General features: G+C 65.3%; 11 protein-coding genes. 2 read left to right on the top strand and 9 right to left on the bottom strand.

Features of this window, described 5'->3' with window-relative positions:
* The first annotated feature begins 10 nt into the window (after positions 1 to 10).
* Positions 11 to 1,141 (top strand): glycosyltransferase, encoded by a 1,131-nt coding sequence (locus tag FKV25_RS04270; RefSeq protein WP_170218522.1) that lies wholly within the window; start codon positions 11 to 13, stop codon positions 1,139 to 1,141.
* Positions 1,134 to 1,979 carry a GNAT family N-acetyltransferase gene (locus FKV25_RS04265; protein WP_170218520.1) on the top strand — a complete coding sequence of 282 codons (846 nt, stop codon included), beginning with the start codon at positions 1,134 to 1,136 and terminating at the stop codon, positions 1,977 to 1,979. The genes FKV25_RS04270 and FKV25_RS04265 overlap by 8 nt, the downstream gene beginning before the upstream one ends.
* Here FKV25_RS04265 and FKV25_RS04260 read toward each other — a convergent pair.
* The 9 genes from FKV25_RS04260 to FKV25_RS04220 all read right to left on the bottom strand — a co-directional run bounded on the left by FKV25_RS04260 (position 1,962) and on the right by FKV25_RS04220 (position 12,693).
* Positions 1,962 to 3,023 carry an NAD(P)-binding domain-containing protein gene (locus FKV25_RS04260; RefSeq protein WP_170218518.1) on the bottom strand — a complete coding sequence of 354 codons (1,062 nt, stop codon included), beginning with the start codon at positions 3,021 to 3,023 and terminating at the stop codon, positions 1,962 to 1,964. The two genes, FKV25_RS04265 and FKV25_RS04260, sit on opposite strands and share 18 nt — an antisense overlap.
* Positions 3,020 to 3,769, bottom strand: coding sequence for a class I SAM-dependent methyltransferase (locus FKV25_RS04255; protein ID WP_170218516.1), 750 nt, complete (start codon positions 3,767 to 3,769; stop codon positions 3,020 to 3,022). The genes FKV25_RS04260 and FKV25_RS04255 overlap by 4 nt, the downstream gene beginning before the upstream one ends.
* Positions 3,756 to 4,661 (bottom strand): lysylphosphatidylglycerol synthase domain-containing protein, encoded by a 906-nt coding sequence (locus FKV25_RS04250; RefSeq protein WP_170218514.1) that lies wholly within the window; start codon positions 4,659 to 4,661, stop codon positions 3,756 to 3,758. The genes FKV25_RS04255 and FKV25_RS04250 overlap by 14 nt, the downstream gene beginning before the upstream one ends.
* Positions 4,662 to 4,747: 86 nt before the next feature.
* Positions 4,748 to 5,911, bottom strand: a complete 1,164-nt coding sequence (locus FKV25_RS04245; protein WP_141517554.1) for a DegT/DnrJ/EryC1/StrS family aminotransferase — start codon at positions 5,909 to 5,911, stop codon at positions 4,748 to 4,750.
* Between the two features lie 95 nt (positions 5,912 to 6,006).
* Positions 6,007 to 7,827 (bottom strand): hypothetical protein, encoded by a 1,821-nt coding sequence (locus FKV25_RS04240; RefSeq protein WP_141517553.1) that lies wholly within the window; start codon positions 7,825 to 7,827, stop codon positions 6,007 to 6,009.
* Between the two features lie 134 nt (positions 7,828 to 7,961).
* A complete protein-coding gene (locus tag FKV25_RS04235) occupies positions 7,962 to 8,369 on the bottom strand; it encodes a pilin (protein WP_141517552.1) in 408 nt (135 codons plus the stop codon).
* A gap of 121 nt (positions 8,370 to 8,490) precedes the next feature.
* Positions 8,491 to 8,925: a pilin gene (locus FKV25_RS04230; RefSeq protein WP_141517551.1), complete on the bottom strand. Its 435-nt coding sequence runs from the start codon at positions 8,923 to 8,925 to the stop codon at positions 8,491 to 8,493.
* A gap of 694 nt (positions 8,926 to 9,619) precedes the next feature.
* Positions 9,620 to 11,002, bottom strand: a complete 1,383-nt coding sequence (locus FKV25_RS04225) for a sigma-54-dependent transcriptional regulator (protein WP_141517550.1) — start codon at positions 11,000 to 11,002, stop codon at positions 9,620 to 9,622.
* A gap of 95 nt (positions 11,003 to 11,097) precedes the next feature.
* Positions 11,098 to 12,693, bottom strand: a complete 1,596-nt coding sequence (locus tag FKV25_RS04220) for a sensor histidine kinase (protein ID WP_246071905.1) — start codon at positions 12,691 to 12,693, stop codon at positions 11,098 to 11,100.
* Positions 12,694 to 12,730: the final 37 nt, after the last annotated feature.

Here is a 12,730-nt window from a genome sequence, read left to right as displayed (position 1 = left end):
AAGCTCCCTGTTGCTGGTCACCACTTCCTTCCCGATCAAGGGAGATGGTAGTGAGGCGGCTGGCGCGTTCGTGTCCGATTTCGCAACGGAACTGTCCCGGCACGTGCCAGTCAAGGTCGTGGCCCCCGCTCAACGGAAAATCGTGGAGCGCTGGAGCGACAGGGTTGATATCCATCGATACGCGGCGCCCGACCAGCCGTTGTCGACCTTGAAACCTTGGCGGCCCAGGGACTTGCTGAGCATTCGCCAAGTACTCGCGGGTGGAGAAGCGGCTGTCGCGGAAGCTGTGGCCTCAGGGGGGGTCGGGCATATCCTGGCACTCTGGGCCCTGCCTTCAGGACATTGGGCGCGCCGGGTCTCAGCCGTCACTGGGGTACCGTATTCGGTGTGGACACTGGGCAGCGACATCTGGTCCCTTGGACGGATTCCTTTCGTGCGGACTTACCTGGGGCGCGTGCTGCGTGATGCCGATGGCTGTTACTCAGATGGTTTGCAGCTTGCGAAGGACACGCAGCGGATTGCTGGCCGCCCGGTCCGATTCCTGCCAAGCACGCGTCGCCTGCCAGCGCCCGCATGCCTGCGTGAGCGTGACGCGCCGCCCTACCGGCTCTTGTTCTTGGGCCGTTGGCATGCCAACAAGGGGGTCGATATCCTGATGAGGTCCTTGTCCCTCCTTTCCGAAAAGGACTGGACCCTGATCCACGAAGTGCACATCGCGGGTGGCGGGCCCCTGCAGGCGATGGTCGAGGCCGGTGTCCGTACTCTCGTCGCGGCGGGACGCCCGGTCCGATTGAGTGGGTACCTCGATAGGGGAGAAGCTGCAAGTGCACTGGACGAAGCCGACAGGCTTCTGATTCCTTCCCGGGTGGAAAGCATTCCGGTCGTCTTCTCGGATTCGATGAAGTCTGGCCTCCCCGTCGTCGCAATGCCGGTGGGCGACCTGCCGGAACTGATCGGGTCCGGCACGGGTTGGCTTGCTGAGAACGTGAGTCCTGGCGCCTTCAAGCATGCGATACGCGCGAGCCTGCGCTCAAGTGTCGATAGCTCGGATCTGAGGCGCATGTCTGGCATGTTCTCCCTGGAAAACGTGGCGTCCGACCTGATCGGTCGCACGCATGCGAATGGAAGGCGGGATGATTGACCTCGACTCGCAGGAATGGAGCCGCGCACTGCGCGAAGGGATGGGCGCGCGCTTCGAGCGCTTTGCGGATGGAGGGATGCTTGCATGTTTCAGGGCGGGACCCTTCCGAGTGGCCTATCCCGACTTCCTGATCGGCAGCGGCTCCGAGCTTTCCCCCGATGCGCTGGCCTCGAGGGTGGAGGCCGCCCGTGGATTCGGCGCGGACCTGGTCCGTGTTCAGTCCGAATCTGTCCTGGACGATCGGCGAGTGATGAAAGTGCATCGCCTGGGAACCGTGGCGATTCCCAACCTGGAGGGGTGGAGTGCGCGAGAACTTGAGAAGGCCCGTCGGGCGAGCAATCGGCGATCACGGTCCTCCCTGAAAATACGGCCCGGGCGAACGAGTGACGGGGCTGCACTCCATCGCCTTTACCGTGCGACCCTGCTCAGGCATGGGGGGGCCCTCCGCTATAGCCAGCGCTATTTCGAGCTCATCGCGCCTCACGCCAGCCTGGTCGCGGAACTGGATGGCCAACTGTGTGGCTTCGTCTGCGTAGGCTTCCAGGCGCACAGGGCGTGTTACATGCATGGCGCGCACGATTCCGGGGCGCGTTCGCACTACCCATCTGATCAACTGTTCCTTGAAATGCTTGAAACGGCGCGAGAAAAAGGCATCCGACGGTTTGATTTCCTGCCTTCGCCGCCCGCCCAGCAAAGCCTCAATGCCTATAAAAAGGCCTGGGGAGGCGTGGATCAATCGCTGTCGGTGAGTGATCTCGCCCTCCATCCCGTTCGAACCCACGCGTTCACCCTTGCCACCAAGCTGATGAACTCGCTGGCGTCACTTCGAAAGGCGTGAATCCTCCACCAGCTTACTGGCCAGTCTTCGTGCATCCGCGCGGATGCCACGGAGATAGCGGCTCCTGTGGTCGTAGAGATTGTCGAAGCCGAGCAGGTGGATACCGGACATTCCTGAAATCTCAAAGTTGGAATGGAGGGGGACCCCGTATTCATCGAGGCGAACCCCATCAGTCAACAGTCGAAGATCCGCCTGGTAACCGGTCGCATGGAGTACGGCAGCAGCTGGCAACCGCGACCCGTCTTCGAGAAACAGTTCTCCACGCTCGATCTTCCTTATGCGCGGCATCACCTTCACTCGACCGGTCTGAACGAGCTCCCGGGTCCTGCCTCCCTCCATCACCGGAAAGGACGGGCGGCGCAGGCCCGGCTTCAACCATGCCTCCAGCGTCTCCCAGAAGAAGTAGCAGACTTCGCGCGCGTCGGCGAGAAGTCCATGTCGCCGGTACTCCAAGGGAGATCGGACGCTGATGGCGCAGGGGATGTCGCGTGCAGACAGCTCCAGCATGAGCTGTCCTGCCGTGACCCGGCGACCCACTACAACCACTGGTCTGGCGCCATCGCGAAGGGCGTCGAGCTCTGCGTAGTCCCGGATGGCCGATGCGTGGAGGACACGGACTGATCCATCGGTCGGGATCGCCGGATCGGGTTGCCGAGGCATGGAAAAGTACCCGGTGGCCAGAACGACTGCCGCAAACGGGCCCGCAGCGCCATGGGTGGCCTGCAGCATCCAGCCTCCATCCACTCGTTGGAGCGCTGTGACCGCGCAGGATTGATGGACCTTGCCCCGCAGCGTTCCCGCGGTTGCGAGAAGGTGGTCCAGATACTCGCCCGCCAAGGGCTTGCGGAATGGATTGCCCTTGAACATGGCCCGCGGGTGTAGCACGTCGGTCCACCACGGACTCAGGACCCGGAGGTCGGCGGGTGCCGCGCGCCACGTATGGCCGATTTGTTCCTTCTCGAAAACCTCATACGGAACTCCGACGGCGTCTAGTGCTGCCGCCAGCGAGATTCCGGCGGGACCGGCACCAATGATCGCGATCACGCGGATGCCTCGAAACAGACTTCGGCGTAGTCCCAGGGAAACACACCCGATCGCGAAGCCACGATGGCTTCCATTCGTCTCGCCAGCCCCCAGGCTCGCGAGGGAAGCAATCCTGCCCGTATCAGAGGCGTGGAAGGGAAGCGGCCATGCCGCAGAATCGTGCGTCGTTCAAGGGTGAATCCGGCGAGCGCCAGCAACCGGGACCATTCAGTGAGCGTTCGTTGGACCTTTCGCCCATTCTCCATGGTTCGCCGGCGGCGTCGCGCCTGCTCGATCATGATGAAGGGAGCACCAGGTGACAATGCCTGGCGGACGTCGTCCATCACCCGCAGTACGCGAGCGTCGTCCACGATGTAGCTCAGGACCACGTAGGTGACGGCCGCGTCCAATGAGTCCCGTGCAAGGGGCAGGCATCGGCCATCCGTCAAAACGAACAGCGCATCCTCGTTCTGGCACCGGATGCTGGCATGTCGAAGCAGCCCGGGCGATATATCGACTCCCACCACCGAATGTCCTTCGCGGAGCAAGGGCAAGGTGCTGCTGCCGCTTCCGCAGCCAAGGTCGAGAACAGTCCCCTGCCTGATTCCGCGGCGATCGACGCCCTCCTTGAACGCGCGATCCCGAATGGATGCGAGGTAGGCATTCTTGAGCCCTCGGTGGTCATTCGGATCGATGACCGCTGCATCCGGGTCGAGTTCCGACAGGCCATCCCAGTAGTGGCGCTGGTCCGCCTCAGGAGTGGTCACGATGGCGTCCGTGCAAGAAGAGTGTCGAAACTGCCGCCACGACCAGCTCCGCAAAGAAGAATGTCGCGCGTGCCAGTGCCGCCGTCACCGCGAGCGTGGCGGCGTCGAGCCCTGCGATCTGGGGGCTGCCGACGAAAATGGCCTCGCGTACGGCGATGCCGGCCGGCACCACGAAGGCGAGCAGGGCGATAAGCGACGCGCCGCCGTACCACGCGGCGGACATGATGGTTTCGTGCCAGCTGCTCCGATCGTGGAGGAATACAAAGAAAGCCAGGAAGTAGAACACCCACTCCGCGCAGAGGATGGCTGACCCCTTGATCGGCATGGGAGGCAACCGCGCAGGAGGGGGGGCGGGCATCAGTCGCGGCGAGAGGCGGTGAATGCGATGCATCGCCCAGGATTCGATCGTCGGGTTCCGATGCAGCCACTCGATGGCGATTACCACCGGAATCAGGAGAAGCAGCCAGGCGAGCGAATATCGAAACGCCAGCAATACGCTGGACACGACACCGACCGCGAGCAGGTTGGTCGTCGCCATCTGCCAGAGGTTGGCAATGACGACATCCGTCGCACGGTTTGTAGTCGTCATTCGCTGCGCCTGGTAGACGACCCCCCAGATCTTGCCCGGGAGGTAACGCACGATCTGCGCTTGAAGGTAAATCGGAAGCCCGTGCCGACGGGATGTCCTGCTTCCGGAAAGTCGGTCCAGCAGGTTCAGATGATAGATGCCCTTCAGTGCGAACATGGGCACTGCCGCCATCGATGCCAAGGCCACGTTCAACCAACTCACCCTCACCAGGGATGTGCGAAGCTCGCTCAGTTGCGGCACCAGCGTATAGGCCAGGAAGGCAGCCGCGGCCAGTACAAGCGTCCAGGTGAGTATCCTGCGCATCACGGAACGAGGGGTTTGCCCGCGAGAGGCCGGCGGTGTGTGCATGGTGCTCCCAGGGGGGACTCGCCTCTGCGACATGCGTGGCCTCAGCCGAGGGCGCGCCTGACGGCTTCGGTGACCCGGTGTTGGTCGACGTCGGCAAGCTTCGGTGACAGAGGCAAGCTGACGGTTTGGCGGCCGATCTCCATGGCATGTGGCCATTCATGGGGTCGCCAGCCGAACCGATCCTGATAGTACGGGTGTTCGGCCAAGGACAGATAGTGCACCCCGGTGCCAACGCCTTGCCCATGCATCCGGTCGAGGAACCCATCGCGTCCGACGCCGCTTTCGGCTTCGTCGACCATCACGGTGTAGAGGTGGTACGCATGGCGCGTGTCAGGCGCATCCGGAGCTGGTAGCCGGAGAGGGAGGGCGGCCAGCGCCTGTTGGTAGTAGCCCCATATTTCCCTGCGGCGCCGCCAGCTCGCTTCGACGCGTGCCAGTTGATGGATGCCGATGGCGGCCTGCAGGTCCATCATGTTGTACTTGAACCCACTTTCCACGACCTGGTAGTGCTTGTAACCCTTGTCGCCGAACCGGTGCCAGGCATCCTTGCTCATGCCGTGGAGGGACAAGACGCGCGCCCGTGCCATTTTCGCCTCGTCCCGGGCCAGGATCATGCCACCCTCCCCGGTCACGACGTTCTTGGTGACGTAGAAGCTGAAGCATCCGAAATCGCCAAACGTGCCCGCCCGCTGGCCCTTGTACTCGGTCTCGATGGCGTGCGCGCAGTCCTCGATCACGGCTAGTCCGTGCTTGTTGGCGATCTGCATGATCCGATCCATTTCGCAGGGCCGACCGGCGAAGTGGACGGGGAGGATCGCACTGGTGCGTGGTGTGATGGCCGCTTCGATCGCCGATGGATCGATGTTCTGGGTCTCAGGGTCCACGTCCGCCAGGACCGGGACCAGACCCGCGTGAATGATGGCATTTGCGGTGGCGCAGAACGTCAGGGGCGTCGTGATGACCTCGCTTCCCGGCTCCAGTCGCAACGCCACCATGGCGATGTGCAGGGCGGCCGTGCAGGAGTTCAAGCCCGCGACCTGGCTGGGCTTCACGCCCTTGTAGGCAGCGAACTCGGCCTCGAAGCGCGCGACCCGGGGCCCGGTACCCAGCCAGCCCGAGCGCATGCATGCCACTACCTCTTCGATCTCGGCTTCGTGGATGTCCGGGGCGGCGAATACGATGAAGGGTTGGGGCGAGCTCTGCATGGCGAAGGCCGTGGCTACCGTTCGAAGGACCTGTTTGGATTCACGAGGCTATAGTGCCGCACGCAGGGCGGTGCCGGGGCGACGACCGCCTGCGTTCACAACGCCGCCGGGACGGGAATGCCCTGGCGGCGTGCTTCGTCGCGAACGGCATCGACGAGTGCTGGCTGGCCCTCTTTCTCGAGGTTGTCGAGGATCCTCGAAACGTACGCGGGATCCTCGGTGCTGCTGGCGACCGCCTGACGGAACAATCGTTCGGCGCGCGCCGCGTCGCCCAGGTAGCGGAGGGCATGGTCCCCCGCCTGGGCATGGCTCTGGGGCGGCAACCGGACCCGGTCAAACATCAGGACGAACGCATCGGAAAGCGCCTGGTCGTCGAGCTCGACACCCTTGTAGCGGTTCTCCAGCAGCGCAAAGAGTGCGTGGGTAGTGGCGGGCGTGATGACGTTGTTCGCCAGCTTGCGGTGGACGTTCAGCCAAGCGTCCGCTGGAACGGGCAGGCCGGCCGACGCCCGCATGAGGATAAGGGCCTGGTCCCCGAGGATCGAGCTGCCGGGCATCGCGGCTTCGCGCTCGAACTGGTTGATGGCGAAACTGTAGAACGGCGATTCCGTGTTGCCGTCCGCCATCTCGTAGTAGGTGACGCCCAGTTCGTGAGCCGCGCGTTCGGAGCGCGGGTTGTTGCCCGCCAGGTCGGTGGCCAGCAGGAGACGGTCGCCCCAGGTGGCCGAGCGGAGAAGTGTCAGGACTCCGAGCCCGACCAGCAGCACGACGACACCGGCGTACTTGATGGCGGGCCCATCGCGCACCGGCAGCCGCTGGATGATGTCGGTCAGGACGAACAGGACGCCGAGGAGCGCGAAATAGTTCCGGTGTTCGAACACCAGCTCGAGCGGGATGACATTGCTGGTGATCACATGGGCGGCGAAGAACCACATGATGCCCAGGGCGGCGAGGGGCGCACGTGCCCGGAGGAGCCAGCCCGCCGCAAGCAACGCGGTCATGAACACGGCACCACAGAGCGTTGTCACGGGTTCCAGCAACGACCGCGAGGGAAGTACGTCGTCGTAGTAGAACGGCATTTGGCCCGGGGTAGGCCAGACGATCTGGCCGAGGTACAGCGGCAGGACGCGCAACTGCGTCATCAGGCGCTCCACGGTATTGAAGTTCCGCGAAGCGTAGGGATCCGGGCTGCTGTAGCGCGGCAGCACCCAGGCCATGAACACGACGACGGCAAGCATGATGCTGATGCCGTAGGCCCAGCGCCAACGCCGGCTTGTCCGGGGACTGGCCGCACGGAAGCCGAGGACGGTGAGTTCCAGCGCCAGCGTGTAGGCGGGGAACAACGCCGCGGTCTCTTTGGCGGACAGGCCCAGAAGCAGCAAGGGCAGGCAAGCCAGGAGCCATGGCCAGCCTGCCTGGCCGCGGATCTGTCGACGGCGCCCGTGTACGTAGCTGATCAGGGCCAGGAGGACGAACAACAGGGACAGCGTTTCCATTCGCTGCACCACGTAGAGGACCGTGGAGACCTGTAGCGGGTGGATGGCCCAGGCCAGGGACACGGCGAAGGCTGCCCAGCGGGAATTCGATTGCCTGGTCCCCAGGCAAACCAGGACCTGCGCGACGAGCACGAAGACCAGCAGCGCATTGAAGGCATGGACGATCAGTCCGCCGAGCTTGTAACCCCAGGGGTCAAGGCCGCCGAGGGCATGGTTGATCGCGAACGTCAGCATGGCCAGGGGACGGCCCAGGCCGCCTGGATCGAAACTGAAGGCCGACTTCCAAAGTGTGGCGGGCGCCAGGTCCTGCGCATGGACGCGCGCATTACTCACGAGCGCCGGGAAGTCGTCGAACACAAAAGGTCCACCGAGCCCCGGCCAGAACAGCAGCAACGTCAGTGCGAACAGCGCGAGGGCCAAGGGCCAGACTACTGGCCGCGACCACGTCGCGATCGGATTCCACGTTGGCCTGGTCGGCGCGACGCGATCGAGGGGATTTGACATCGGGTGTGACTCCACTACGGTTCCCGAAGCCACACCCCAGGTACCAGATTTTATTGGCAGTGCGCGGGCAGCAGCTTGGGGGCGACGCCCGCGGGTGCTTCGCAATGCCATTCGCCGGAGGCGATGCGCACGATCTTGATCGTCTTGCCGACGATCACCGGCGCCCCGCGAAGCACGCAACTGATTTCACCATCGAGGCCAGGCGTGACGGAAATGACACTGCATCTGGGCGTGCTCGAGGCAAGGCCCAGCGTGGTCGCGTCAAACGTCGAAAGGTTGTCGACGAGCAGCTTTGACTCGAAAAGCGTCTTGCCCGAGTTGACTTCGGCGAGTCCCGCCGTCAACTGGCTCTTGACCGTGTAGTTCTGGTAGGCCGGTAGAGCGATTGCAGCCAGGATGGCAATGATGGCCACCACGATCATCAGCTCAATGAGGGTGAAGCCTTGGTGCTTGTGCATGTCGTCTCCCCCCGAGACCTCGAAGCCACCAGCCGTTCGCGCAACGTCGTCGGTGCGCCTGGAAATGACAAGGGGCGGCGGAGCCGCCCCTTGTTTTCAAACAGAACCGGTCGCCGCGGTATTAGTTGCAGCCGCCCGGGTTGTACTTGGTGTTGTAGTTGGCGCCGGCCGTGATGCCGCAGTCCCACTGGCCCGAAGCATTGCGGGTCAGGGTCAGGGTCGTACCGGTAACCTTCGGGTTGCCCTGGACGGTGCAAGCGATGGTCTGGCCATTGCCGGCGCCCCAGGTGCCGCCCGGCGTGACGGCGCTGCAACGCGGGGTGCTGGCCGACAGGCCCAGGTCAGCAGCGGTCGGAGTCGCACCAGCGGTGTTCGTGCCAGCCTGGATACCTTCTTCATAGGCGGTGACACCGCCACGGATGTCGGCGAGGCCTGCGGTCATCTGCGACTTGGCCACGTAGTCCTGGTAGGCCGGCAGCGCGATGGCGGCCAGGATGGCGATGATCGCCACGACGATCATCAGTTCGATCAGGGTAAAGCCTTGCTGCTTCTTCATTGGTAAATCCCCTAGGAGTTGTTGAACTTCACGTGCCTGCCGGCCCGGGTCCCCGGTCCATCGGCTTGCCGTGCTTGCTGCACGTGCAGGAATACATACGCAACTCCCGTGCCAAGTCCATGAACGAGGCCTGTATCACGCTTGGCTGGGCTCATGGGCTCATAGTGTGACGAGCGTCAAATTGGTGGTGACGCTATGTGTCATTAATCGTAAAAAAGGTGACGTTATGCGTCACTTTTGGAGTCTAAAGCCCGGTTTGCCGGCGTTTGGCGGGCCACGTCGCAACGTCTTCGTGCCCGTGCCGTGAGTGGCTGCCGGGCTGGCTGGTCGACGTCGCATACGGCGGGTGCATGGAGCCGCGTCGGGGGCATTTGCGAGTCCCGCCCAAGCGTAGCGGGGTTGGGCCGGGGTCGGCTGCCGGCCATTTTGCGAGGAGGGCACTTTGCGGAGAGGGTGAGAGGCTCCTGTGAGCCTGGGGTCGCACCCGACGTCAGCAGCTCAATGCAGGAAGGAGGGCGCGCGAAGGGGAGGCGACATGGCGCGGGGTCTGGCGTGTCGCCGGCGCTGCTTTCCACGCGTCGATCCTGCCATGCGGCGGAAGGGCTGGATCCCAGCGTTCGCTGGGATGACGTGCCAAGGGCATGGTGCGGTAGGCAGGAAGCGGGCGCCCGCGCCCGGGCTCCCGGCGGGTGGCTCAGTCGATGCCGAGCTTCTTGAGCTTGTAGCGCAGGGCGCGGAAGGTGATCCCCAGCGACTGCGCGGTCTTGGTCTTGTTGTAGCGGTTTTCCTGCAGCGCATGCTGGATCGCGGCGCGCTCGATTTCCTCGATGTACGAGGGCAGGGCGCTGGTGGCTGTGTCGCGCGGATCGATGCTGCGGGGGTCGACGCCCGCAGCGGCTGCGGCCTGGTGAGACTCGCTCGTCGCACCACCCCGGGGCAGGTGCAGGTCGGACGCGGTGAGCACGTCGCCGTCGGACAGGGCCAGTGCGCGCTCGAGGATGTTCTCGAGTTCGCGCACGTTGCCCGGGAACGGGTATTCGCGCAGGGCCTTCACGGCGTCGTCGGCCAGGGTGGGCACGCCGCGCCCCTGGGCTTCGGCCAGGCGGCCCATGATCTTGGTCGACAGGCCCGGCAGGTCTTCGAGCCGCTCGCGCAGCGGCGGCACGGCCAGCTCGATGACGTTGATCCGGTAATAGAGGTCCTGGCGGAACTTGCCTTCGGCGACCAGCTTGGCCAGGTCCTTGTGCGTGGCCGAGAGGATGCGCACGTCGACCGGGTGTTCGGTGTTGGCGCCGACGGCCCGGACCGACTTCTCCTGGATCGCGCGAAGCAGCTTGACCTGCATCGGCAGCGGCAGCTCGGCGACCTCGTCGAGGAACAGGGTGCCGCCCTCGGCGGTCTGGAACAGGCCGGGCTTGTCGGCGTGCGCGCCGGTGAAGCTGCCCTTCTTGTGGCCGAAGAACTCGCTCTCCATCAGCTCCGACGGGATCGCGCCGCAATTCACCGGGACGAAGGGCGCGTCCGCCCGGGCACCCTCGGCGTGGATGGTGCGGGCGACGAGCTCCTTGCCGACGCCGGACTCGCCGGCGATGTAGACCGGCGCCTGGCTGCGGGCGACCTTGGCGATGGTCTGGCGGAGCGTGGTCATCGCCGGCGATTCGCCGTACAGGCGCGAGGCCACCGCGTCGCTTCCGGCCTTGCGGGCCTGCTGCAGGTCCAGGGCATGCCGGACCAGGTCACGCAGCACGGGCAGGTCGACGGGCTTGGCGACGAAGTCGAAGGCGCCGGCCTTCAGTGCCTCGACCGCGGCCTCGACATTGCCGAAGGCGGTGATCATGGCGACCGGAGTCTCGGGGTACTTCTGGCTGATTTCACCCACCAGGTCGATGCCCGAGCCGTCCGGCAGGCGCATGTCGGTCAGGCACAGGTCGTAGGTATTGCGCTGCAACTGGTTGCGCGCATCGCCGAGGTTGGACGCGGTGTCGCAACGCACGCCCATCCGGCTCAAGGTCATCACCAAGAGCTCGCGGATGTCGCGTTCGTCGTCGACTATGAGTGCGCTGCGTGTTTCTGACATCGAGTCCTCCGCCCGCCAAGATAGCCGAACGCCGGGGTGTGGCCAAGCGGCTCAGGCCGCATTCGTTGCCATTTCTGGGCTGTTGGAGGCGCCGGTCACGCCCGGGTGGCCGAGGCGGGGAAGCGGATGCGGAAGCAACTGCCGACGCCCGGGGTGGGCACGTACTCCAGCGTGGCCTGGTTGGCCCGGCAGAGCTCGCGGGCGATATAGAGGCCCAGGCCGGTGCCGTGCGGCGAGGTGGTATAGAAGGGCTTGAACAGCTGCCCGGCCTGGCGCTCGGGGATGCCGGGGCCGCGGTCCAGCACGTCGATCCGGCTGCCGCCGGCGCCATCGGGCTGGGCATGGATGGTGATCCGCGCGGGCTCGCCGGGCTTGCGCCCGTACAGCAGGGCGTTGTGGACGAGAACCGTCAGCACCTGGTGCAGCTGGCGGGGGTCGACCATGACCGGCAGCGAGGGGCGGCTGGAGGTCGAGCTCAGGCTGTCGTCCTCCAGCGGGTGGCCGGCCAGGTACTCGGTGACGAACTGGCGGCACAGGCCCACCAGGTCGACATGCTCGGGCTTGGCCGGCTCGCGGCGGGCCAGGCCCAGCACGTTGTCGACGATCCCGTTCATGCGGGTGCCCTGCTGGTGGATGATCTCCAGCAGCCGGCGGTCGGCCGGACGGATGTCGTCGGACTCCTCCAGTAGCTGGACGGCGTAGTTGATCGCGGCCAGCGGGTTGCGGATCTCGTGGGCCAGGCTGGCCGAGAACCGGCCCAGCGTGGCCAGGGTGATCGACTCGGCACGCTTGGACAGCAGGGAGGTGTCGTCGAGGAAGACCAGCGTCTGGTCGCTGCCGGCGAGCAGGCGGGTGAAGCGAGGCACGATGTCGGAGAAGTCCGGGCTGGGCTGAAACGGGGTCTCGTCGTTCTTGCCGCCGTCGCGCCAGACGGCCAGGCGCCGCGCGAGCTCGGGCATGACCAGGTCGAGCTGCCAGTCCTCCTCGCGCGTGCCGCCGAGCAGCACCGTCGCCGCTTCGTTGGCCAGGGTGATGCGGTTGCGGCCGTCCACCAGCAACACGCCGGTGCGCAGGCGACGGATGATCAGCTCGTTGACCTCCACCAGGTGGGCGGTCTCCTCGCCCCGGCGCTCGGCCAGGTCCTGGCTGGCGCGCATCTGCCGGCCCAGCACGCTGGTCAGGGTGGCCATGGCCATGTAGGCCACCGCGAACATGAGGGGCTCGATCAGCGAGCGGGTCGCCTGGTCCTCGATGATCCGGGTCCAGAAGTGCTCCACGGTCAGGCCCGCCACGGCCACCAGGGCCACGCCGATGCCGTAGCGGGTGGGCAGCAGCAGGGCGGCGGCGCCGACGTTGAAGATGAGCATCAGGGCGATGCCGGTGCTGGCGGCCGGTATCGAGTGCATGGCCAGGATGCCGAAGAACAGGTCGGCGCTGATGCCGATCATCGTGCACAGGCGCAGGTCGCCCTTGCGACCAAAGGCGAACAGCAGGACCGCCGAGAAGGCGTAGGCGATCGCCAGGGCCTGGGCGAACAGGGCATGGCGGGTTTCGGGCAACTGCTCGGCGATCGGACCGAACAGCACCAGCAGCAGCATGGCCGCTTCCAGCAGGCGGTAGAGGGTGAAGAAGTGGAGCTCGCGTCGGAGCGCCTTGTCGGCGTCGGCGACCTGCAGGGCGGCGATTTTCAGGGGCAAGCGCGGCGCTCCGTGGGTGGCTGGCGGGGGT

The sequence above is a fragment of the Marilutibacter aestuarii genome (genome assembly GCF_006546775.1).
In the GTDB taxonomy this organism is placed as follows: domain Bacteria; phylum Pseudomonadota; class Gammaproteobacteria; order Xanthomonadales; family Xanthomonadaceae; genus Marilutibacter; species Marilutibacter aestuarii.
This window is presented reverse-complemented; position numbering and strand designations above follow the sequence as displayed.

Coding starts and splice junctions, on each gene's coding strand:
- FKV25_RS04265 (WP_170218520.1), top strand. CDS start 1,134: ATGATTGACCTCGACTCGCAGGAATGGAGCCGCGCACTGCGCGAAGGG.
- FKV25_RS04250 (WP_170218514.1), bottom strand. CDS start 4,661: ATGCGCAGGATACTCACCTGGACGCTTGTACTGGCCGCGGCTGCCTTC.
- FKV25_RS04245 (WP_141517554.1), bottom strand. CDS start 5,911: ATGCAGAGCTCGCCCCAACCCTTCATCGTATTCGCCGCCCCGGACATC.
- FKV25_RS04225 (WP_141517550.1), bottom strand. CDS start 11,002: ATGTCAGAAACACGCAGCGCACTCATAGTCGACGACGAACGCGACATC.
- FKV25_RS04230 (WP_141517551.1), bottom strand. CDS start 8,925: ATGAAGAAGCAGCAAGGCTTTACCCTGATCGAACTGATGATCGTCGTG.
- FKV25_RS04235 (WP_141517552.1), bottom strand. CDS start 8,369: ATGCACAAGCACCAAGGCTTCACCCTCATTGAGCTGATGATCGTGGTG.